The sequence below is a fragment of the Candidatus Manganitrophus morganii genome (assembly GCA_021651055.1).
Taxonomy (GTDB): domain Bacteria; phylum Nitrospirota; class Nitrospiria; order SBBL01; family Manganitrophaceae; genus Manganitrophus; species Manganitrophus morganii.
Genome location: JAJHOH010000001.1, coordinates 773072 through 796401, shown reverse-complemented (window position 1 = coordinate 796401; position 23330 = coordinate 773072). Strand labels below are relative to the sequence as shown.

17 protein-coding genes are annotated in these 23330 nt (G+C 57.4%); 12 read left to right on the top strand and 5 right to left on the bottom strand.

Annotated features, from left to right (window positions below; all coding sequences use genetic code 11):
- Window positions 1-46 precede the first annotated feature (46 nt).
- Entirely contained in the window at window positions 47-3550 is a 3504-nt protein-coding gene (locus MCM46_03575; protein MCG3110886.1) for a DEAD/DEAH box helicase, read from the top strand.
- Here the strand turns inward: MCM46_03575 and MCM46_03570 are convergent.
- Window positions 3510-4253 carry a DUF2459 domain-containing protein gene (locus MCM46_03570; GenBank protein MCG3110885.1) on the bottom strand — a complete coding sequence of 248 codons (744 nt, stop codon included), beginning with the start codon at window positions 4251-4253 and terminating at the stop codon, window positions 3510-3512. The genes MCM46_03575 and MCM46_03570 overlap by 41 nt on opposite strands.
- Before the next feature lie 293 nt (window positions 4254-4546).
- Between MCM46_03570 and MCM46_03565 the strand changes: the two genes are divergently transcribed.
- The 6 genes from MCM46_03565 (at window position 4547) to MCM46_03540 (ending at window position 9825) form a co-directional block, all read left to right on the top strand.
- Window positions 4547-5209, top strand: coding sequence for a hypothetical protein (locus MCM46_03565; protein MCG3110884.1), 663 nt, complete (start codon window positions 4547-4549; stop codon window positions 5207-5209).
- A gap of 20 nt (window positions 5210-5229) precedes the next feature.
- The gene (locus MCM46_03560) at window positions 5230-6609 is read left to right on the top strand and encodes a DUF799 family lipoprotein (GenBank protein ID MCG3110883.1); all 1380 of its coding nucleotides are present in this window, start codon (window positions 5230-5232) and stop codon (window positions 6607-6609) included.
- Window positions 6610-6674: 65 nt separating this feature from the next.
- On the top strand, window positions 6675-7634 hold the full coding sequence (locus MCM46_03555) for a hypothetical protein (protein MCG3110882.1): 960 nt from the start codon (window positions 6675-6677) through the stop codon (window positions 7632-7634).
- A 328-nt stretch (window positions 7635-7962) separates the two neighbouring features.
- Window positions 7963-8727: a DUF1499 domain-containing protein gene (locus MCM46_03550; GenBank protein MCG3110881.1), complete on the top strand. Its 765-nt coding sequence runs from the start codon at window positions 7963-7965 to the stop codon at window positions 8725-8727.
- 89 nt (window positions 8728-8816) lie between these two features.
- A complete protein-coding gene (locus MCM46_03545) occupies window positions 8817-9416 on the top strand; it encodes a hypothetical protein (GenBank protein MCG3110880.1) in 600 nt (199 codons plus the stop codon).
- 1 nt (window position 9417) lies between these two features.
- Window positions 9418-9825, top strand: a complete 408-nt coding sequence (locus MCM46_03540) for a hypothetical protein (GenBank protein MCG3110879.1) — start codon at window positions 9418-9420, stop codon at window positions 9823-9825.
- Between the two features lie 85 nt (window positions 9826-9910).
- On the opposite strand, the gene MCM46_03535 is transcribed toward MCM46_03540, so the two are convergent.
- Window positions 9911-12235, bottom strand: a complete 2325-nt coding sequence (locus MCM46_03535; GenBank protein ID MCG3110878.1) for a 6-phosphofructokinase — start codon at window positions 12233-12235, stop codon at window positions 9911-9913.
- 293 nt (window positions 12236-12528) lie between these two features.
- On the opposite strand from MCM46_03535, the gene MCM46_03530 reads away from it, so the two are divergent.
- From MCM46_03530 to MCM46_03510, 5 genes are all read left to right on the top strand, one after another.
- Window positions 12529-18279 (top strand): HAMP domain-containing protein, encoded by a 5751-nt coding sequence (locus MCM46_03530; protein ID MCG3110877.1) that lies wholly within the window; start codon window positions 12529-12531, stop codon window positions 18277-18279.
- 17 nt (window positions 18280-18296) lie between these two features.
- Window positions 18297-19898, top strand: coding sequence for an ATP-binding protein (locus MCM46_03525; GenBank protein MCG3110876.1), 1602 nt, complete (start codon window positions 18297-18299; stop codon window positions 19896-19898).
- 81 nt (window positions 19899-19979) lie between these two features.
- Window positions 19980-21545, top strand: a complete 1566-nt coding sequence (locus MCM46_03520; protein ID MCG3110875.1) for a response regulator — start codon at window positions 19980-19982, stop codon at window positions 21543-21545.
- A gap of 245 nt (window positions 21546-21790) precedes the next feature.
- Window positions 21791-22030 carry a CDGSH iron-sulfur domain-containing protein gene (locus MCM46_03515; GenBank protein ID MCG3110874.1) on the top strand — a complete coding sequence of 80 codons (240 nt, stop codon included), beginning with the start codon at window positions 21791-21793 and terminating at the stop codon, window positions 22028-22030.
- Window positions 22031-22101: 71 nt separating this feature from the next.
- Entirely contained in the window at window positions 22102-22521 is a 420-nt protein-coding gene (locus tag MCM46_03510) for a hypothetical protein (protein ID MCG3110873.1), read from the top strand.
- 7 nt (window positions 22522-22528) lie between these two features.
- Here the strand turns inward: MCM46_03510 and MCM46_03505 are convergent, their stop codons facing one another.
- The 3 genes from MCM46_03505 to MCM46_03495 all read right to left on the bottom strand — a co-directional run bounded on the left by MCM46_03505 (window position 22529) and on the right by MCM46_03495 (window position 23243).
- A complete protein-coding gene (locus MCM46_03505) occupies window positions 22529-22690 on the bottom strand; it encodes a type II toxin-antitoxin system MqsA family antitoxin (GenBank protein ID MCG3110872.1) in 162 nt (53 codons plus the stop codon).
- 86 nt (window positions 22691-22776) lie between these two features.
- On the bottom strand, window positions 22777-23073 hold the full coding sequence (locus tag MCM46_03500) for a type II toxin-antitoxin system RelE/ParE family toxin (GenBank protein ID MCG3110871.1): 297 nt from the start codon (window positions 23071-23073) through the stop codon (window positions 22777-22779).
- Entirely contained in the window at window positions 23061-23243 is a 183-nt protein-coding gene (locus MCM46_03495) for a hypothetical protein (protein MCG3110870.1), read from the bottom strand. The genes MCM46_03500 and MCM46_03495 overlap by 13 nt, the downstream gene beginning before the upstream one ends.
- Between the last annotated feature and the right edge of the window lie 87 nt (window positions 23244-23330).

Here is a 23330-nt window from a genome sequence, read left to right as displayed (position 1 = left end):
TTAAATCGGATCGGCGCCGTCTCACATCATCAGGAAAATTTTTGCCATGTTTCTCGAAGAGAATGAAACCATTCAGGCGTTGAGGTCCTTTCCTCCGAACGAGGTCTATTTTGTCGCCCCGGAGCGTTTTGTCAGGTCTGGGTATCAATATCATCACCAAAAGCGGCTGATGGGATACCGGTGGAACAGGACGGCTTCCGTCCTGGCCGCTTTCGTCCAGGGGACGCGGCGCTACGCCGTCCTCTTCTCCGTAGAGCAAGGGGCGTTGCGCTTTTCCTGCGACTGCCCCGCCTGGACGGCCGCGTCGAACTGCAAACATGTCGTCTGCGCTTTGATGACGACCCTCCATCTTCTTTCGAACGATCTCTTTAAGCTTCCGGGGGAGCAGGAGGGACATCTCGCGCCGCTGAGGGAGGCGCTGCTGAACGTTCGGGAAGAGGCTTCGCCTTCGGGTTCAAAGAGAAAAGCCGTCTACGAGATCGTGATCGGAAAAGAAAAGGGCTACCCGACCCTTTCCATTCGGAAAAACGGAAGCCGTCTTCTCTCTCCGTGGGGGATGCCGGCGGAGCTGGCGCGGTTCGTTTCGCATTACAACGGTTATGTTTCCCCTTTCCTGATGGAACAGTTCGAGGGATACTTGAAGAAAGAAGGAAACCGCCATCCGATCCTCTTCCGGACGGGAAAAGGGGAGGAGCGGGTTGCGTGGAGCCCCTCGACCGATTATCGGGGGAAAACGGAGATAGAGGCCACGGAGAAGGGGGTGACGATCCGGGCTGTCTGTTTCCGAGAACGGGAGGAGGTGGTCCCATTCGCCCGGTTCGGGGGCTTGGTGATCGATCTCAAAGAGAAGCGGCTCGTGCCTCTCCCTTACGTCGATGGCTGGGAGGTTTTTAAAACCCTGCGCAAGCGCTTCGATCGCGCCGACTCGGTTTGGAGCGCCGATGAAGTATTCGACGACGAGGAGACCGGCGTCTCTTTCGAGGTTTCCCATCCCCTCTTCGCGTCGGCCCAAATCAACATCGCCGATTCGGACCGTGAAAAGATCTTAGGCCATCTTCTCCTGAAGATCGACGGCGAGGTGGTTTCTCCTCTCCCCGCGAAACATGCCTACGCAATGATGATCGATCCGAAAGGAGGGGGCGACGACCGTCTGATCCTCCGCGCGGAATGCCGTCTGGGGGAATCGAATGGCCTGGGTAATAAAGCGGCCGCCAGCGGCCTAAGAAATAGGGCGGCCCCCGGGGAGGCGACGACGATTCCCCTCTTCGAGTTTTTCACCGTCTTGGAGCAGGGGCGCGAAATTTCCCAATCGCTCCGGGCGCAAAAGAGAAAGACGGTTCTCTACGATCTTTTTTTCAAGCTCCTCCCGATCCGGACGAAAGAAGAAGCGGAAAAACTTCTCCGTGAATCGCTGGCGGGGAACGATTTTAAAAAGCATGCGATTAAATCGGAAGCGAAGGAAATCCTGCGGTACTTCTTATCCCTTTACTTGCGGCCCGAGGTTCGCCTGCGGTTTTATGATGGGAGGTGGCGCATCGTCCCGGTCGACAAATCGAAAGAGGCCCTTCTCTATCGGATTCCGTACGATCTGTTCGGTCCGGAGGTGTTCAGGGGGATGGCCGCCCCGAACGAGATGTCGCTCCCCCCCCTTGCGCTGCACGCCGGTCTTTCCGAACTTTACGCCCGGTTCAAGGAGGCGGGGATCGCTCTTTTTTACGACAAAAAGGGGGTCGAGGCGTCGCGGTGGGAGTTTTCGTTCGACGCCCGCCGCGCCTCCGGAATCGACTGGTTCGAGATCAAGCCGGAGATCCGATGCGACGGATCCCTGATCGACGAGACGGTTTGGCGGAAGGCGCTCGATCGGCGCGGGGTGGTGGAGAAAGAAGGGGTCGTCCAGATCCTCGATTCGAATTCGCGGGAAATATTGGAGTGCCTGGCCGCCATTTACCGGCCGGGGAAGCGGGGGAGAAAGGAGATCATCCGTGTCCCGAGGCTTCAGATTCTCGACTGGATCGCGCTCCGAAGAGCGGGGGTGAAGGTCGCCCTCTCCGAAGCGGACGAAGCATTGATCGCGCGGTTGACCCGATTCGAGCGGATCGAGGAGACCCCACTCCCGGAGCGGCTGGCGGCGACACTGCGGCCCTATCAAAAGGACGGGTATCACTGGCTCGCCTTTCTCTACCGGAACCGTTTCGGCGCCTGCCTTGCCGACGACATGGGATTGGGGAAGACCCTCCAGGCGATCAGCCTCCTGGCGGGGATTCGGGAGGGAAAGATCGATGCCCTGGCAAAGGGGACGTCCCCCGGAGACCCGCATCTGCCCGGAGGCCCGCATCTGGTAGTTGTCCCGCCGAGCCTCCTCTTCAACTGGGAGAACGAGGTCGCACGGTTCTACCCCGACCTGAAGATCCATTCTTATACCGGCGCGGCGCGGAGCGCGGCGTTCGACGGCGCCGATATCGTCCTCATCACCTACGCCTTGGTCCGAAGGGAGATCGAGATGTTGAGGAAGATCCCTTTCCACGTCATCTTTTTCGACGAGGCTCAGGCGGTGAAGAACATTCATGCCGACACCACCGGCGCGGTCCGGCGATTGACAGGGGCGTTCAAGGTGGTGATGACCGGCACCCCGCTTGAGAATCATCTCGGAGAATATTATTCGATCCTCGATCTGGCCCTTCCCGGCCTCTTGGGGGAATACGACGATTTCAGGGCGGAGACCAAGCAGGAGGGGTCGCCCTCCTTGGATCTGCTGCTGCGCCGGACCCGGCCGTTCGTCCTCCGGCGGACGAAGGAGGAGATCCTGAAAGAGCTTCCCCCCAAAACCGAGATCGACGTCTACTTGGAATTGACCGTCCCTCAGAAGCGCCTCTACCAGGCGACCGTCGCGCAGATCCGATCGGCGATCGACGACGCCTACCGGAGCAAGACCGAGGCGCAGGCGAAAATTATCGCCCTCACCGCCTTGCTGAAGTTGCGCCAGATCTGCGTCTCTCCCCGGCTTCTGGCCCCGACGCTTGAAGGGCGCTTTCCGAAGATCGAGTTTTTGATCGGCCGCCTCAACGAGTTGCTCGAAGCCGGCCACAGCGCCCTCGTCTTCTCGCAGTTCACCTCTTTCCTCGATCTGGTGGAGGAGGCGCTCCGCCGCGAGGCGATTCCGTACGCGCGGCTCGACGGGAGCACTGCCGTCGGTAAGCGGAAGGCGCTGGTGGAAGGGTTTCAGAAGGGGGAAGGGGCCTCCGTTTTTCTCCTCAGCCTCAAGGCGGGGGGGCAGGGGCTTAATTTGACGAAGGCCTCTTACGTCTTCCATCTCGATCCCTGGTGGAACCCGGCCGTCGAAGACCAGGCCTCCGATCGTGCCCACCGGATCGGACAGGAGAAGAAGGTCTCGATCACCCGCATCTTGATGCGGCATACGATCGAGGAGAAGATGATGGCGCTCAAAGAGAAGAAGCGCGCCCTCTACCAAGCGGTCATGGGAGAAACGGCCCAGGCCGGAAAGGGTTTCTCTATCTCGAAAGCCGATTTCGATTTTCTTCTGGGGTCGTAGAAGGGACCGCCGTCGGAGGCCGTTCGAACCGTCGCGCCTGCCTGGCCGCGCCGCCGGCGGTGATCGAGAAAAGAGGGCGGACCGGGACGCCGGCGGATCGGAGGGCCTTCGCCGTCCAGATGTTGCTGGTTTTGAAGAGGTGGTACTTTTCGTCGGAGAGATAAAAGCGGCTCTCCCCGTAAAGTCCCGGTCCGGCGACGATCGGCTGACCCTTCTTGTGCCGGTAGCTGTCATGGACCGTTTTGCAAAGCCGCTCAAAACCTAAGAGCGAGAGGGGGATCTCGATGATCTCGCTCTCCGGAAAGAAGCGCTCCATCGGCTCACTAAACCCGACGATGTGGAGGACACTCGCCGTCGGCCAGAAGAGCGCCTTGAAGGCGTACCAGAGGTTGAAGCCGGGAGCCATGTAGTAATCTTTGTCCCCCCAGCCGACTTCGAGATAAGCGGCCTCAGGGAAGTCGTTGCTCTCCGGCCAAACCTCCACCGGGATATCTTCTTTCTTGACGACGAAGCTCGCATGCCAGCCGTTGTTCACGACGTAAACCGGTTTGGTCGGCTCTCCCGGCAGAGGAGGAAAGAGACCTTTCGGCGGGGAGGCGCAGGAGATGAGAATGAAGACGGCGGCCGTTAAAAAGAAAACGAAGAAGCAGCGCTTGTTCGTCACTTTGAGAAAGGAGGGCGATTGTGAACCGGTGGGCTTCATTCCTAAAAGGATACAAGTATCGACAGGAGCGATCAAGCGTTCTGTGGTGAGGGTTCTTCCTTCGATCCCTTGTCTGGCGACCGGTTTTTCCCGGAATTGTTTGCTTGAATTCGCAGGGTTGAGGTGATAGCATGACACATTCCATCAGGGGATTGCGTCAGAGTGTATCTGCGTTGGATTCGTTGACGATGCAATTCCTTTTGCTTGACTCGCGTTTTCCTATTCTATAGAATGGGACCTCCAAAAGTGCTTAGGTATATTGCCATGGGGGATTCTTCAATATTGGAGAGGTGATGAGCCCATTAAAAATCGGTTTCAGAAGGTCGATTCTGGACTTCATAAAAAGTTTGGTTTTAATCGGGACGCTCTTTTTTGCCCCGTCCGACGCCTTCGCTCAAGATCAAGTTGTTGATGAAGGGGGCACCGGAAAGCCGCGGATTTTGTTCATGATCGCGGAGCAGAATATCGGCCAGAAACATTTCGTCTTCTGGTGGTGGGGCCAGAGCGAATTTATGGGTGAGACCGTCGATATGTCGGCGGCGGAGACGACGCTGAAGGAGAGTTTTCTGAACAACGGGTTCGAAGTCGTCGATATCTCCGCGACGACCGGAACGTTTGAAATATCGAACGCTTACCGCGTCGCTGACCTGACCGACAAAGGGGCGAGAGAAATTGCGAAAAAGGTCAACGCGGAAATCGTGATCAAGGGAAAAGCGCTGGCGAAGGAAGGGCCGAGAACCCCCGGAAGCGCCGTCGGCTCGTATCTGGCCGATGTGACGGCGACGGCGATCCGTGTCGATAACGGAAAAGTGCTTGCCTCTGCAAAGGGACACGGTGTCTCTCGACATGTCTCGGATGTGACCGGCGGAATGGAGGCATTAAGCAAAGCGGGGACCGAGCTGGCCGATCGGTTGATCGAGCAGATTCATCTCAAATGGCCGGGGCTGAATAATTAGCGCAATCGAGGGATAGAAAAATGAAAAAAAATAACCTCTCTTTTTTGATCGTCTTTTGTTTTCTCCTGATCTCCTGCTCGATTCCGGTCCATACCATCTCCCCGAATCCCTCGAACCCGATCCGCACGGTGGCGGTCTTGCCGATGTATAACGCCACCAATGATGTGGAGGGCCCCCGCGTCGTCAGAGAGCTGGCCGAGAAGCGGATCCAAAAATGGCATTACGCCAGCAAGCCGTTGAACGAGGTCGATCAAATCCTCAAGGATCAAATGGGGCTGACGCTCGGCTCCCAGCTGGAGCTGACGACGCCGCAGAAGCTCGGCGCCGCCCTCGGCGTCGACGCGGTGCTTTACGGCTATCTCTTGAATTTCGATGACATTACGACCGGCGTCTATAATGAGAAAAGGGTCCGGGCCGGGTTTCGGCTCGTCGACACAAAAACCGGAAAGGTCGTCTGGGCGGGGGGACGGGGGATCCGCAACGAGTCGGGAAGCCTCGGATCGATGGCCTCTTCCCGGGACGACGGGATCGGCGGATTGAAATCGGTGCCGGGAATCTCCGAAATCCCCCGGTTGGAGGAGTGGGAGAAGGCCGGCGAGGCGGCGGACGCTTCCTTCATGATGGCGGTGGGGGGAAAGCTGCTGGAGAAGGCGACGGGAGGCTACCTCAAGGCCGAGACGGAGGCGATGCTCAATAAAATATTCGGGAACTTTCCCGCCGGCCGGGGATCGGGGGAGGCCGCTCCGGTGGCTCTTCCGCGCGTTGCTGCGGCAGTCGCTCCGCCGCCGCCGACCGCCGGAAATCCCTTTTTCAGCTATATGAAGCTTGGCCAGAGGGATTTTACCTCCGATCTCGTGATGACCTCTTTCATGAAGAAAGACAACCGCCAGATGGTGATGGTCGGAAAATTGGCGAAAGGGGGTGAGAACTTTCGCACCGACATCGACATGACCGAGGCGATGAAAAATGAAGCGAAAGGAGCGCCGGCCGGATTTTTCAAAACGGCGTCGATTTCGCGGGGCAAGAGCAAAAAGAATTATACGCTTTATCCCGACCTGAAAAAATACATGGAGCACGAGGTCGTCGAAAGCGAAAAGGGGGCCAAAGAGCCGAAGATCACCAAGAAGAAGGTGGGGGAAGAGGTGGTCGATGGGCGGAAGTGCGATAAGTATCAGGTCGATGTGACGGCGTCGGACGGAAAGACATTTCAAGGGTATATCTGGGAGCCGAAGGAGATCAAAGATTTCATCGTCAAATCGGAGTTCGAGGATCAGGAGTTCAAGCAGACGATGGAGCTGAAGAATTTGAAGCTCGCAACGCCTCCCCCGCCCCTTTTCGAGATTCCGAAAGATTATACGTTGGCGGCCGGTTTTTTGGATTTGATGGATGAAAAGAAATAGGAGATCAGGGACAAGCGCATCGGAGACGATTGAGTCAACAGTTGAACAATGACGGAGGTTATAACATGAGCACGAAGGGTTTCGGAGTATATTCCTTGGTCTTAACCGGTTTGGTTGCGTTTATTTCAGCCTCCTGTTCGCCGACCACCACCGGCGCGGTGAAGGATGATGTGAGTCTGACCGGGCAGACGGGCAAGCTTGAAGAGGCGGGACTCAACTATAGCGGCCCACAGTATAACGTCGCGATTATGACGTTTGAAAACAAGACGCCGAGCAAGGTTCTGGGGGTCGGGGAAGCCGCGACCGACATCTTGAGAACGATCGTGAAAAAGTCGGGGCTTGAGCCGATCACATTGACCGACGCGGAGATGCGGGATCAAGAGAAGTTGATCGCGATGCAGCAGACCGGCGCGGTGAAATCCGGCAAGAAAAACGCCGCCGAAGGTTTTGATTCGATCGACTTTAGAATCTCCGGGGCGGTGACCTCCTACTCCGAGGTGGAGGAGAGCTCCGACATCCTGGTCGCGAAAAGCAAAACCCAGGTGGCGCGCGTCCAGGTGGACTATGCGTTGGTCGACATCGCGACCGGAAAGAGCCTTGTGGCCGATTCGGGAATGGGAGAGTACAGCAAGAAGACCGGAGGGCTGTTCGGTCTCGGCTCCAAATCGTCCGCCGACGCCGGTTTGAGAGAGGGGGCGCTTCGGGACGCCATGACCAAGGCGATGACGAAGATGATCGATAAACTCAACAGCATTCCCTTTCAAGGCCGTGTGCTCGAGGTTGAAAGCGGCGTGTTGATCGTCCGGGCCGGATCAAAGAGCAAGCTTCAATCCGGGACCGTTTTCGGCGTCTACCGGGCGGGTAAAGATCTCGTCGATCCCGACACGGGAAGGGTCATCGGAAAAAGGGAGAGCCAGGTCGGCGAGGCTGTCTTGACCTCCCATCAAGGGGACAACATCTCCGAGGTCAAGATCAAATCAGGGACTGGGTTCAGAGTGGGAGACATTGTCAGGGTGATGAAGTAGACGCGCGATCATCGGATCGCTTTTGATCGTCGACCAAGATGACGATCTGTCGAGAGCCCCCGGTTTACCGGGGGCTCTTTTTTTTTGCATCGGCGGCCAGTTTGATTCGGATGAGATTGACTTGGAGGGGGGTATGAGAATACGATGTCCTCACCCGGTAGTGCGCCAGTTTAAATTTTGTCATGCTCGCGGAAGCGGGCATCCAGAGGTTTAAGAGCACTGGATTCCCGCTTTCGCGGGAATGACGACCAAAAAGGAACCGCTCAACCAAACTGACCCACTACCCCTCACCCTCTTTTGATGAAGGTGTCATGGTAAGCTGATGAACATGGAGCCGACAGAAGTTGAACCCCCCCGGTCCACCGGGTGGGCCTTCGCCGCCCAGATCGGTCTCTCCATCGCCATCCTCTCGGCCCTCATGGCGATCGGGGCGGGGTTCGGGGCCCGCTTTGAGCGATGGCATTTCCGGACGGGATTCGCCCTTCTCCAATGGGGGGCGATGGGGGGCGCCGCGGCGGCGATCGTCTCGCTGATCGCCCTCATCGGCCTCTGGCGACGCCGCGGCTCTCAGCGGCAGATCGTCCTCGCCCTGCTCGGCTTTACCATCGGGATCACAATCTTCGCCATCCCGGTGCAGTGGATGATGACGGCGCGGCGCGTTCCGCCGATTCACGACATCACCACCGACACTGAAAACCCGCCGGCATTCGTCGCGATCCTCAAAGTCCGCCAAGGGGCCCCCAATACGGCCGAATACGGCGGTCCCGAGATCGCCGCGCAGCAAAAGAGCGGCTACCCGGAGCTCGGCCCGATTGTCCTCCCGGTCTCCCCGGACCAGGCGTTCGAGCGGGCGCTCGCGGCGGCGCGGTCGATGGGGTGGCAGATCGTCGATGCGAACCGGGAAGAGGGGCGGATCGAGGCGACCGACACGACCTTCTGGTTCGGGTTCAAAGACGACGTCGTGATTCGGATCACGCCGGCCGATCAGGGGAGCCGGATCGACGTCCGATCGGTCTCCCGCGTCGGGAGGAGCGACGTCGGCACCAACGCCCGGCGGATTGAGAATTATCTCAAAAAATTGGAAAAATCGTAGGACAAGAACAGACGGACATTGACAGGGAGGAGATCATTCGGTATACCGTGTAACAGTCAAGCTTGACCTCTATTCAGAGAGCCCCCTTCGTGAAGCAAATCTTCCTTCGATGCATACCCCTTCTTTTTTCTCTCCCCTGGCGGGGGCTTCTTCTGACCCTTCTCTTTCTTTTTCCGTCCTTGGCTCTTTTCGGAGAAGAGTTCTCTCGGAGAGAGGGGGCTCCACCGTCCGCTCTCCTCGATTCGGTTTCCGGCCCCGCTCCATCGGACGCGCCGGATCGGCCGGCCTCCGCGATCAAAAAGGTCAAAAAGCCGCCGGCGAAAGAAAAATCTCCTCAAGCGTTGGAAGAAGAGGCGGCGCTGAGAAAGCGGGCCCGGCGGGCGGCCGACCGGTATGCCCTTTCCAACAAAACCCTCTTTGACCACATCCTGGCTCGGCATGGATATAAAACGACCGTTCCCGGAAAGAGCCGCTTTGTAAAAGATTTTGATGTCCGCGCAGGGATCGATTTTGTTTTGAGGAGCCCCGACGCCCGCATCCGGGCCAACACGGAGGGGCGCCGGGGATTTATTTTTGAAGTCACCTACCACAAAAAAATCGGCATCAGCCCGGAGAAAAAACCGTTGAAGACATTGCGCGTTGTCATTGATGAGGCCGGCCGGGTCATCACCGCCTTCCCGGTCAAGTAGCGTGGCGATTACCTTTGCAGTCGCGGAATCGCCGGAGAAGGCCCGCGCGGGAAAGGGGCTTCTCTTCGAGCCGGAGTTGCGGGATTACTTTCGGCGGGTATCGATCCAAATCGGGATCGCGCCGACCGGTCTGACCCACCTCGATCCGTACGGAGATGCCTTCTTCGAAGGGACGCGGCTCTCCCGCTTGGAGCGGGAAGTGGACGACCTCCGTTCGATCCTGGAAGAGCTTTACCGGAAGGGAGGGCTGGCGCCGTCATTGGAGCCCCCCGAAAACATCGGCCTGGAGACCGAGCCGGAGGGAAAACCGTGCGGGCGCAACGGCGTGCTTCAATTTCTAAAAGCGCTGAAGGCCCTCTCTCAAAAAGCGCGGAAAGAAGGGCGACCGCTGCTGGCGATCGGGGACTGAGAAAAACAAAATTAGGAATGGTTCAATTAGGAATGAGGAATCAAAGTCAAAAAAACACAGTTTCCAATTCCTCATTCCCAGATTCCTAATTCCTAATTGTATTGATGTTTCCGTGCATTCTCGAAAAGAGTTCCCAGTCGAACGGCTTGGGGGTGATGCTGTGGAGCGGGATCGCTTCGACCGCTCCTTCCACACGGCAGGCGAGGAGGCATCCGACCGCGCTCTCCGGCCGCTCCACCAGACGATGGAGCGTTTCATAGGCAAAGTGCTGCGCCAACGTCCGGTCGATCGGCGTCGGCGGGGCGCCCCGCAGGGTGTGGCCGAGGATGGTCGCCTTCGTCGCCACCGTTAAGCGATAGTCCCCCTGCGCCGACCGCGCGGAGGGCCACTTCGCGATCGTCTGGGCGATGTAATCGACGAGCCCATGGACCCCGCCGAGCGGGTGATGCCGGTGCGGGGTCTTCTCTGCGACGATGAAGAGATGGCTCTTGTTCGGCACCCCCATCGACCGCTTCAGGTTTCCCAAGATGATCTGATCGATATAGGCGTCCGGGTCGGGATGTTCGTTCACCAAGATCCCCTCGGCGCGGGCCTGATAAGCGCAGGCGAGCGCGAGATGGCCCGCCCCGGCCCCCATCACCTCGACGAAGAAGATGCTTCCCATCGCGGCGCTCGTCGCCTTGAGCGATTCGAGCGAGTGGTTCGCCAGGGCGACCGCCGAATGAAAGCCGAGTGAGGTCGTGCCGGCAAGGTTGTCGTCGATCGTCCCCGGCAGGCCGACGACCTGTACGCCGAACTTCTCAAAAAGAACACGGGCTCCCCGGAGACTCCCGTCTCCCCCCATGACGACGAGGGCGCCGTTTTCGAGGTAGGGGGCCAGGTTCCGCATCACGACTCCTTGGACCTCTTCATCCTTGAAATCTTCAAACCGGCTGCTCCCGATCGGGCTGCTGGCTACGCCGGCCATGCCGCGCATCTCCCGCTCGGTGAATTGCTCGATCCAGTTGTTCGCCAACCCTAAGAATCCGTGTCGGACGAAGTGAACGGCGATCCCGAGACGGTCGCCGCAGGCGCGAAGCTCCTTGAGCGCCGCCCCGGCGCCGGCGAAATCTCCCCCGGAAACCAGGGCGACGACCTGCCGGAGTTGATTCGGCCGGAGGGTGACCCGGCCGGCCCGTTCCCGCTCGACGCTGATCCAGGCCTCGCGCGCCGTCCGCTCCCGTTCGGAGAGGCCGACCGCGGTGGAGTAGCCGGAGAGCTGTCCGTTTTCATACGCGAGAAGAACGACGTTGTCCTGCCCCTCCTTGTATTCGCCGAACTCCGAGAAGGCTTCGTGAAACGGCCTCGGATCGAGGTAAGTGATCAGCGCCCGCAGCGTCGAGCTGTGGGTATAGAGCGAGGCAACCCCCCCCTGCTGGGATCGGGCGATCCGATGGATGCCGTCGACGACGTCGACATAAAGATCAAAAAACGAATTTCCGCCGGGATAACAGTAGAGGGGGTTTTTCATCAGCCGCTTGGCGGTTTTTGCATCGACCCCGAACACCCGGCCGGCCTCTTCCGCCTCGGCGGCTTTCTCCAGACCGGTCACCCAGCCGAAATCTTGCGACGCCAGCGCCGGGTCGACCGTTGCGGGTTGGACATCCTGATCGTTCGAGATCAACGCTCCGGCGACCCGCTCAAAGAGTTGGCGGGTATTCGGGCTGCTGCTGATTAAATGTTTAAAACTCTTCGGGTCGAGGTAATTTTCCAGGTGAAGGAAGTCGAGCTGTTGGCCGACCACCCCCACCATCCGGGCGAGGGCGGCGCCGACCGCGTCGGCTTTCGGGATTCCTTTTCCTGATTCCAGCGTATTGGCCAGCCGGCAGCCGACCCGATAGGTTTTGCTTTCAACCCGGGAAACCCCATGCCGCATCGTAAACAAAAGGCTTCGGCCGGCCAGGTTGCGCGGGAGGAGCCAGAAGCGGTCATCGCCGAGATCGAGGACGATTCGCCCCTCCGCCAGCTGCGGCGTCAGCTGCGTCCGCGGGACGATCGCCACCGGCCGGCGTCCGAGCGGTTTCTGAACCGAACCGATCGGCCCGCGCAAGAGCGGCGCGAGCCCTCCTTCGGCCAGAACGGCATTCCAGGCGGCGAAGAAAACAATGAGATCGCCGCCGCATCCCTCCTCGATCAGGGACCGACGCGCCGTCCGGTATGATTCGGCGTCGGAAAATCTCTCTTGTGTCCGATCGACAAAGGCCCTTACTTTGGAGATCGCCTCTCGAGCGAGACCGACGCGATCCGCCGTTGCGGGGAGGGGGGGCGGAAAGGTAACCCCTTCCGGCGGGGTTCGCCTTGTCATCGCCTCGCCATAGGCGACCAGCCCTTCCACCGTGACGAAATGAAGTTCTTCCTTTTGAGATTCCATGAGACGACCTCGCTTCGGGTTTAATCAGGTTTTCGTTTGGGTGGGGTAAATAACTATACAGCAATCAAAATGGACGGATCAAGCCCCCATTTTATCGTGTGAATGAATACAAAACGACCCCCTTGTATCTTACAAGTTGAATTTTATATAATCGTCTTCATATTGGGTTTTTTATGCCCTGTCTTAAATGAAGACAATATTATATCCGGGGATAGACATCTCTTTTATATCTATTCATCTAAAATTTAATCTGGGCGATTTCTTACCTTAAAAAATAACAAGGAGGGCTTGCTGTGGCTACCAGTTCAATGGAAAAAACGGCAAAGAGCACGCCAGCATCGAAGCAGAAAGCAAAAACAAACCGAGCGGGTTCTGCGAAGAACGGCAGGAGTCAGGCCGGGGGCGGCGGTGAATCGATGTTGGGCACCCTCCTTGAGGCACTCAAGGCAGTAAAAGCGGGAGATTTCTCGGTGCGGATGCCGGTGGTGAAGAACGGTATCATGGGCGAGATTGCAAGAGCGTTCAATGACGTCGTCGACCTGAATGAGGGGATGGCGGAAGAATTTGTCCGCGTCGGAACGATCGTCGGCCAGGAAGGGAAAATGACCGAACGGGCTTCGCTCGGCACCGTCTCAGGCGCCTGGGCAACCAGCATCGATTCGGTGAACACACTGATCGGGGATCTGGTCCGACCGACCACGGAGGTCGGCCGGGTCATCACGGCGGTGGCGCACGGTGATTTGTCTCAGAAGATGGTCCTGGAGATTGAGGGAAAACCGGTCAAAGGAGAGTTCTTACGAATCGGAACGACGGTGAATACCATGGTCGACCAGCTCAGCTCGTTCGCCGCGGAGGTGACCCGGGTCGCGAAAGAGGTGGGGACCGAAGGAAAGCTGGGCGGGCAGGCGGACGTGAAGGGGGTTTCGGGTACCTGGAAAGATCTCACCGACAACGTGAACCAGCTCGCCGGAAACCTGACCTCTCAGGTGCGTAATATCGCGAAGGTGACGACCGCGGTGGCGAAAGGGGACCTCTCCCAGAAGATCACCGTCGATGCGAAAGGCGAGATCTTGGAGCTGAAGAACACGATCAACGTCATGGTCGACCAGCTCAACTCCTTTGCCGCGGAGGTGACCCGTGTGGCGAAAGAGGTGGGGACCGAAGGGAAGCTCGGCGGGCAGGCGGACGTGAAGGGGGTTTCGGGTACCTGGAAAGATCTCACCGACAACGTGAACCAGCTCGCCGGAAACCTGACCTCTCAGGTGCGTAATATCGCGAAGGTGACGACCGCGGTGGCGAAAGGGGACCTCTCCCAGAAGATCACCGTCGATGCGAAGGGCGAAATCTTGGAGCTGAAGAACACGATCAACGTCATGGTCGACCAGCTCAGCTCGTTCGCCGCGGAGGTGACCCGGGTCGCGAAAGAGGTGGGTACCGAAGGGAAGCTCGGTGGGCAGGCGGAGGTGAGAGGGGTCTCCGGAACGTGGAAAGACTTGACCGACAACGTGAATGCGATGGCGGCCAACCTGACCGTGCAGCTGCGGGACGTTTCCAAGGTGGCGACCTCGATTGCAAACGGAGATCTGGGACAGAAGATTACGGTGACGGTGAAAGGGGAGATTCTTCAGATTAAAGACGTGATCAATAAAATGGTCGACCAGCTCAGCTCGTTCGCCTCTGAGGTGACGCGTGTGGCGAAAGAGGTGGGGACCGAAGGGAAACTCGGCGGGCAAGCGGAGGTGAAGGGGGTCTCCGGCACCTGGAAGGGGCTGACGGAGAATGTGAACTTCATGGCGAGCAACCTGACCTCTCAGGTGCGTAACATCGCACAGGTGGCCACGGCGGTGGCGAAAGGGGACCTCTCCCAGAAGATCACCGTCGATGCGAAGGGCGAAATCTTGGAGCTGAAGAACACAATCAACGTCATGGTGGATCAGCTCAACTCCTTCTCCGCGGAGGTGACGCGTGTGGCGAAAGAGGTGGGGACCGAAGGGAAGCTCGGCGGCCAGGCCGACGTGAAGGGGGTCTCCGGCACCTGGAAGGGGCTGACGGAGAATGTGAACTTCATGGCGAGCAACCTGACCTCTCAGGTGCGTAACATCGCACAGGTGGCCACGGCGGTGGCGAAAGGGGACCTCTCCCAGAAGATCACCGTTGATGCGAAAGGCGAGATCTTAGAGCTGAAGAACACAATCAACGTCATGGTCGATCAGCTCAACTCCTTCGCCGCGGAGGTGACGCGCGTCGCCAAAGAGGTGGGGACCGAAGGGAAGCTCGGCGGCCAGGCGGAGGTGAAGGGGGTCTCCGGCACCTGGAAGGGCCTCACCGACAATGTGAACCAGCTCGCGGGCAACCTGACCTCTCAGGTGCGTAATATCGCCAAGGTCACCACGGCCGTCGCGAAGGGGGACCTCTCCCAGAAGATCGAAGTCGACGCGAAAGGGGAAATCCTCGAACTTAAAAATACGATCAACGTCATGGTGGATCAGCTCCGATCGTTCGCCGCGGAGGTGACCCGGGTCGCGAAAGAGGTGGGCACCGAAGGAAAACTCGGCGGTCAGGCGGAGGTGAAAGGGGTCTCCGGGACTTGGAAAGACTTGACCGATAATGTGAACCAGCTCGCGGGCAACCTGACCTCTCAGGTGCGTAACATCGCGAAGGTGACGACCGCGGTGGCGAAAGGAGACTTGTCTCAGAAGATCACCGTCGATGCGAAGGGCGAAATCCTCGAACTTAAAAATACGATCAACGTCATGGTGGATCAGCTTCGGTCGTTCGCCGCGGAGGTGACCCGGGTCGCGAAAGAGGTGGGCACCGAAGGAAAACTCGGCGGTCAGGCGGAGGTGAAAGGGGTCTCCGGGACTTGGAAAGACTTGACCGATAATGTGAACCAGCTCGCGGGCAACCTGACCTCTCAGGTGCGTAACATCGCGAAGGTGACGACCGCGGTGGCGAAAGGGGACCTCTCCCAGAAGATCACCGTCGATGCGAAAGGGGAAATCCTCGAACTTAAAAATACGATCAACGTCATGGTGGATCAGCTCAGCTCCTTCGCCGCGGAGGTGACGCGTGTGGCGAAAGAGGTGGGGACCGAAGGAAAGCTCGGCGGCCAGGCGGAGGTGAAAGGGGTCTCCGGGACGTGGAAGGACTTGACCGACAACGTGAACCAGCTCGCGGGCAACCTGACCTCTCAGGTGCGTAATATTGCGAAGGTGACGACCGCGGTGGCGAAAGGAGACTTGTCTCAGAAGATCACCGTCGATGCGAAGGGGGAGATCCTGGAGCTGAAGAACACGATCAACACCATGGTGGACCAGCTCAACTCCTTCGCGGCGGAGGTGACCCGTGTGGCGAAAGAGGTGGGGACCGAAGGGAAGCTCGGCGGTCAGGCCGATGTGAAAGGGGTCGCTGGAACCTGGAAGGACCTCACCGACAACGTGAACCAGCTCGCGGGCAACCTCACCTCTCAGGTGCGTAACATCGCGAAGGTGACGACGGCCGTCGCGAAAGGAGACTTGTCTCAGAAGATCACCGTCGATGCGAAAGGGGAAATCCTCGAACTTAAAAATACGATCAACGTCATGGTGGACCAGCTCAACTCCTTCTCCGCGGAGGTGACCCGTGTGGCGAAAGAGGTGGGCACCGAAGGAAAGCTCGGCGGCCAGGCGGAGGTGAAAGGGGTCTCCGGAACCTGGAAAGATCTGACCGACAATGTGAATTTCATGGCGAGCAACCTGACCACGCAGGTGCGCGGGATCGTCAAGGTCGTGACCGCGGTCGCAAACGGAGATCTGACCCGGAAATTGGTCGTGGAAGCGAAAGGGGAGATCGCCGCGCTGGCCGACACGATCAACAGCATGACCGATACATTGAGAATCTTCGCCGATCAGGTGACCGACGTCGCCCGGGAGGTGGGAATCGAAGGGAAGCTCGGCGGCCAGGCGAAGGTGCCGGGGGCCGCGGGGACCTGGAAGGACTTGACCGACAACGTGAACCAGCTCGCCGGCAACCTCACCACGCAGGTGCGGGCCATCGCGGAGGTCGCCACCGCCGTGACGAAGGGAGATTTGACCCGATCAATTACGGTCGAGGCGCAAGGAGAGGTCTCTGCCCTCAAAAACAACATCAACCAGATGATCGCGAACCTGAAAGATACGACGCAGAAGAACATGGAGCAGGACTGGCTGAAAACCAACCTCGCCAAGTTCTCCGGAATGATGCAGGGTCAAAAAGATCTGAAGGCGATCTCCCGGTTGATCATGTCGGAGCTGACCCCGCTGATCTCGGCGCACCACGGCGCCTTCTACATTGCGGAGAACCAGGACAACGAATCGATCTTTAAACTGATCAGCAGCTACGCCTTTAAGGAGCGGAAAAATCTCACGCAACGGTTCCACCTCGGAGAGAGCTTGATCGGACAGTGCGCGCTGGAGAAAAAGAGCATCCTTCTGACGAAGGTCCCGCCCGACTACATCACGATCAACTCCGGTCTGGGGGAGGCCCCTCCGCTGAACATCATCGTCTTGCCGGTCCTTTTCGAGGGAGAGGTCAAAGCGGTCATCGAGCTTGCCTCTTTCCAGCCGTTCAGCCAGAACCATCAGATCTTTCTCGATCAGCTGATGGCAAGCATCGGCGTGGTGCTGAACATGATCTCGGCGAGCATGCGGACGGAAGAGCTGCTCCAAGAGCTGCAGAAGTCCAACGCGGAGCTCGAGGCCCAGGCGAAAGAGCTGGAAGAGAAGGCGTCGCTGCTCGAAGTCAAGAACAAGGAGGTCGAGCTGGCGTCGGTCTCTCTGGAGGAAAAAGCGGAACAGCTCTCCCTGATTTCGAAATACAAGTCGGAATTTCTCGCCAATATGTCTCACGAGCTTCGAACCCCGCTCAACAGCCTGCTGGTGCTGGCCAAGCTCCTCTCGGAAAACAAAGACACGACCCTTACTCCGAAGCAGGTCGAGTATGCGCAGACCATCTATACGTCGGGATGTGACCTGTTGACCCTGATCAATGAGATCTTGGATCTCTCCAAGGTCGAATCGGGGAAGATGGGGGTGACCCCGAGCGATATCCGCCTTCCGGAGGTCCAGGACTATGTCGAGCGGACCTTCCGGGAGATGGCGCAGCAGAAGGGGCTTGGTTTTAACACCATCCGGGATGAGGCCTTGCCGAGCGCGATCCGGACCGATGAGCAGCGCCTCCAGCAGATCTTGAAGAACCTTTTGTCGAACGCTTTCAAATTCACTGAAAAAGGAAATGTCCTGCTCCGTATCGCTCCTGCCGATCCGGAGGTGGTTTTTGAGAGCGAGCTCCTCAAACGGTCGAATTCCATCATTGCATTCTCGGTGACCGACACCGGCGTCGGGATCCCCAAGAACAAACAAAAGCTGATCTTCGAAGCCTTCCAGCAGGCCGATGGGACCACCAGCCGGAAATACGGCGGGACCGGTCTGGGGCTGACGATCAGCCGGGAGATCGCGCGGCTGTTGGGAGGGGAAATTCACGTGGAGAGCACCCCCGGCCGGGGAAGCACCTTCACCCTCTACCTGCCGGAGTCGTATGCCGGTTCCGATGTCGAACGCGACTACGGCCAGGACGCGGAGAACGAAAACGCCCAATCGGACGAGATTCCCCCGGGAAGCCTGAACGGAAAGAAGATTCTTGTGGTCGACGATGATGTCCGCAATATCTTCGCGGTGACCAGCCTTCTCGAAAGCCAGGGGGTGACGGTGCTCTTTTCTGAGAACGGCAAGGAAGGGATCGAACTGTTGAAAAACAACAGGGACGTCGATCTCGTTTTGATGGACATCATGATGCCGGAGTTGGACGGATACGAAACGACCCGAATGATTCGAAACATGGAGAAATACAAATCGCTTCCGATTATCGCCCTGACCGCCAAGGCGATGAAGGAGGATCGGGAGAAATGCATCGAAGCGGGTGTCTCCGACTATATCACCAAGCCGGTCGATAATAACCGTCTTCTCTCCCTGCTCCGGGTCTGGATGGATCGGAAAGAAGAGGGAAAGAAACAATCAAAATCGGCTTAGCCGGGTGAGGAACACCGATGGAAAAGGTAAACATCTTATTGGTCGATGACCACCCGGAGAACCTCGTCGCGCTGGAAGCAATCCTCGATTCTCCTTTCTACCGTCTGATCAAAGCCGCCTCGGGGGTGGAGGCATTGAAACATCTTCTGCTGGACGAGTTCGCCCTCATCCTCCTCGACGTCGCCATGCCCGACCTGGACGGGTTCGAGACCGCCGTTTTGATTAAAAAACGCCCGAAGCTTCGCGATATTCCGATCATCTTTCTGACCGCCTTCAGCAAAGATGAGCCGTTCATCTTCAGAGGCTACTCCGTCGGGGCGGTCGATTACGTCTTCAAGCCGTTCGAGCCGATGGTGTTGCGGTCCAAAGTGGCGGTTTTCGCCGAGCTGTTCAGAAACCGCGAGCAGATCAAAAGACAGGGGGAGCTGCTTCGTCAAAGCGAACGGCGGGAGCATGAACGGCGGTTTCTGGAGCAGGAATGGGCGAGCCAGAAGCGTTATCGTCACCTGGCCGATGCCGTCCCCCAAATCATCTGGACCGCCGGTCGCGACGGCGCCGTCGATTACTTCAATCAGCAGTGGCATCTTTATACCGGCTTGACTTTGGAGCAGTGCGAGGGGTGGAAGTGGAAGCGGGCGATCCATCCCGAAGACCTCCCGCGCCTGCTGCAGCAGTGGCGGGAGGCGCTCCAAGCGGGGGAGCGGCTGGAAGTTGAATGCAGGTTAAAGCAGGCCGATGGAACCTTCCGGTGGCATCTGTTCCGTGCGATTCCCGAGGCCGAAAATGGGGTGATCATCGCCTGGCTCGGCACGGCGACCGATATCGATTATCAAAAACAAGCGGAAGCGTTCTTGAAGCAAAAGACGCTGGAGGCGGAGGAGGGAAACCGGCTCAAGTCGGAATTCGTTTCCAATGTTTCCCATGAGCTGCGGACGCCGCTCCACGCGATCCTCGGCTATTCCGATCTTTTATCGGAGGAGAGCGGAATCAAGGAAGAGCAGAGCGGGTGGGTCAAAGGGATTCATCGAAACGCCTCGGACCTTCTCGATCTCGTCAACAACCTTCTTGATCTCTCCAAAATCGAATCGGGGAAGATGCCCCTCAGCCTCAAACAGATCGACCTCAAGGAAGTGGTTCCGGGGTTCTTTGATAATATCGGGAGCTTGACGAACGACAAGGAAATTCAGATCAACTTGATGGTCGATGAAAACCTCCGGGTCATCCAGACCGACCCGCTGAAAATTCGACAGATCTTTTTGAACCTCCTTTCCAATGCCATCAAATTTACGGAGCGGGGGGTCATCACCACCACCTTGTCGAATAGAGAGGGGGGGATTCTTCTCACGATTCAGGATACCGGCATTGGAATGCGGCCTGAAGACCTCCCTTATATTTTCGATCCCTTTCGACAGATCGACGGCTCCACCACCCGAAAGGCCGGCGGGAGCGGATTGGGTCTGGCCATCGTTAAAAATGCAGTCACGGCGCTCAACGGAACGATCGAGGTCCAGAGCGAGCCTGGGAAGGGATCTACCTTCAAAGTTTTTCTTCCCGAATTTCCATTTGATCGGTTCAAACCTGTGAAGTCGCGGATTGAATCGCACCCGGATAAAGGATAAGCGTTTGGCGCGGCCGAAAGGGCGCTTCGTTCGATCGATCTCCGGACGGTGTGGCGATCGCCCGATTCCAATCAGGAAAAGATGCCGAATAAAAGGGGGGAAGGAAAAGTGAATATATTGCTGGTCGATGACCATCCGGAGAATCTTATCGCGCTCGAAGCGGTGCTCGACTCTCCGGAATACACCCTCGTGAAGGCCGCGACCGGGATGGAGGCGCTTAAACTTCTTTTGAAGGACGACTTCGGCTTGATCCTCCTGGATGTATTTATGCCGGGCCTCAACGGATTCGAGACCGCCGCCATGATCCGCGAGCGGCCGAAGACCCGCAACGTTCCGATTATTTTCATTACCGCGGTCAACAAGACCGAAACCGACGCCGCCCGGGGCTACTCTCTCGGCGCGGTCGATTACATCATCAAGCCGTTCGATCCGGACACGTTAAAATCGAAAGTGTCGGCTCTGGTCGATCTCTATAAGAAAGGGACCAAGCTAAAGCAGCAGCTCGGGCAGCTGGAGAAACTCTCGCAGGAGCGCTACCGAAATCTCGCCAATGCGATCCCGCAAATCGTCTGGATCGCCCGTCCGAACGGGATGATCGATTTTTTCAATCAGCAATGGTTCTCATATGCCGGTCTCTCCTTCGAGCAGAGCGAGGGGTGGGGATGGAAAAAGGTGATCCACCCCGAGGACCTTCAATATTATCTCGATCGATGGGGGGAGACATTGAAGATCGGCATCCCTTTCGAGATCCATTGCCGCCTCAAGCGGGCCGACGGGGCTTATCGATGGCACCTGGTTCGCGCCTTGCCTGAACGAGATCAGCACGACCAGACGATGGCCTGGCTGGGAACCAGCACCGATATCGACGATCATAAAAGGGCGGAAGATGTGCTGCGGCAGAAAACAGTGGAGGCGGAAGAGGCGAACCGGATCAAATCGGAGTTTGTCTCCAACGTCTCTCACGAACTGCGGACCCCGCTGAATGCCATCATTGGTTACGCCTCCCTTTTGCTGCAGGGAACGTATGGCGAGGTGAACGGTCATCAAAAACCGCCGATGGAGGGAATTCAGCGAAACGCATCGGAGCTTCTGAATTTGATCAACAACCTCCTCGATCTCTCCAAGATGGAATCGGGGAAGGTTCCGCTTGTCATCGAGCCGGTTGACCTGAATCGCCTTTTGCCCGACGTTTTTGAAAATCTCAAAGGGCTGATGAATGGAAAGCAGATCGACGTTCGATGGAACCTTGAGAAGGGGCTCGCTCCGGTTCAGACCGATCCGATGAAGGTTCGGCAGGTCATATTGAATCTTATTTGCAACGCGATCAAATTTACCGAAGTGGGATCGATCGCCATTTCGGCTTCCAATGTCAAGCGGGGCGTTCAATTTTCAATCGAAGACACCGGCGTGGGGATGAGACAAGAAGACCTCCCCTACATCTTTGATCCCTTCCGGCAGATCGACGGCTCGATGACCAGAAAGGTCGGAGGAAGCGGCTTGGGGCTGACGATCGTTAAAAATGCGCTGACGATCCTGCATGGGCGGATCGACGTTCGAAGCGAATACGGAAGAGGATCGACCTTCACGGTTTTTTTGCCTGAGAAATTTCCCGGCTCTCCCGAAGGATCCATTAGGAATGAAGAATGAAAAAGCCGAACGCTTTCTTTCGAGGACTTCATTCCTACTCGCATTCCTGATTGAAGCTCCCCGCAGCAAGCTGCGGGGAATCTTCGACCCGAAAGGATGGAAAGACTCTATTTGTATTCGCGCGTCTAACCTTCGCAGAAGCTTCGAGGAATGCGACGCGCGTGCGTGTTCAATCCGTATTCGAATTGACATTGCCCTCTTTTGGGGATAATCTGATTTCGCTTATTGATGCGAGGAGGTGACGAATGTCGGATCCGACGATTGCGCAACGCATGCCTTATGTTCAGGAAATGGAGCCGGGGACGTATTACTGGTGCCGCTGCGGGAGATCGAAAGCCCAGCCGTTCTGCGACGGCTCTCACAAAGGGACGGAGTTCAGCCCCCTTGAGGTGAAGATCGAGCAGAAGAAAAAGGTCGCCTGGTGCGGCTGCAAGCACTCCGCCAACAAGCCGTTCTGCGACGGCACGCACTCCGGACTGAAATAATTTCATCTCGATGAGAGGGGAGAAGGTTCGTTCAGAGCCTTCTCCTTTTTTATTGTTTAAGGAGGGGGGCCATGAAAAGAGTCGGTCTTTGGTTGGCCGCGGCGATGACGGCCGGGCTGATCGGCGGGATGTTGTCGGTTTGGATCTTCAACGTTGGGGAGGCGTTTGCCCGGAAGGGGTCGAAAGAGAAACGGGTCGTTACGGCGGAAGATTTCCATCTTGTCGATGAAACCGGCAAACTTCGGGGCGCCCTCTTTGTCTCGGCCAAGGGGGAGCCCGGTTTCGCCCTTTTTGATAAAGAGGGGAAGGACCGTATCTTATTGATGCTGAACGCCGACGGGAGCGCGCTGATCGAGCTTCACGATGAGGCCGGAGCCTCCCGCGCCAAGCTGGCGCTTGGAAATGACGGGAGTCCAATGTTGAGCCTGGCGGGTGATCCGGCTGTGACGCTCGTTAATATGGACGGAAAGACGGTCTGGAGGGCCCCTTAACCACCGTTTATAAGGCGACGACTTCGACTTGGAGTTTCTTTCGGCGGGCTTCTTCGACGAGAAGCTCTAATTGGGAGGCCACCTCCGGGCTAATCCATTCCTCGCCGCATTGATCACACAGGGTCGCCGGCACATTTCGAACGACGATGACGCCGAAACCGAGGTCCACACTATAGATCGTCTTCCCCGGTTTTTTTTGCCCGCCACATAGAGGGTATTTACTTTTTAAGCCTTGTTCTCTCATTTCTTTCTGTCTTATTTCAATTTGGAGGGGTCGAGGAATTTCGCCCCATGGTGTACCGTGAGCACATGAACGGTCTCCCTTTTAATTCGGTACACAATTCTGTAATGGCCTAATATTATCTCTCGAATGGTCGGGTCCTTCAACTCGGGGACCGTTCTCCCCGAATTAGGAAAATCCAAGAGTCGATCGACGGCACCAGAAACATCAATCGCAAAAAGCCGAGCGTAGTAGGGGGAGTCTTTGGCGATAAAATTTACGATTGACTCCAAATCGTCTGCGGCTTGGGGAGTCCATCTTATTTCAGCCATTTCGCCATTTTTTCTTTCAACTGCTCGTTGGAAATCGTCTCGCCGGCGTCGGCCTGATGAATGCCCTTCTCAATCTTTGCCAAGAACAACAAACGTTCCATGACATCTTCTATCGAAGCGTCATCCGGAAGATCTCGAACAGCGTTGATCACTTTTTCTTTCGTGGTCATGGTACTTCCCTCGCATGATATGATGGCATTATAGCACTGTGCAAGTAATTATACCAATCATGCGATTAACCTCATCCGCATGTGGCG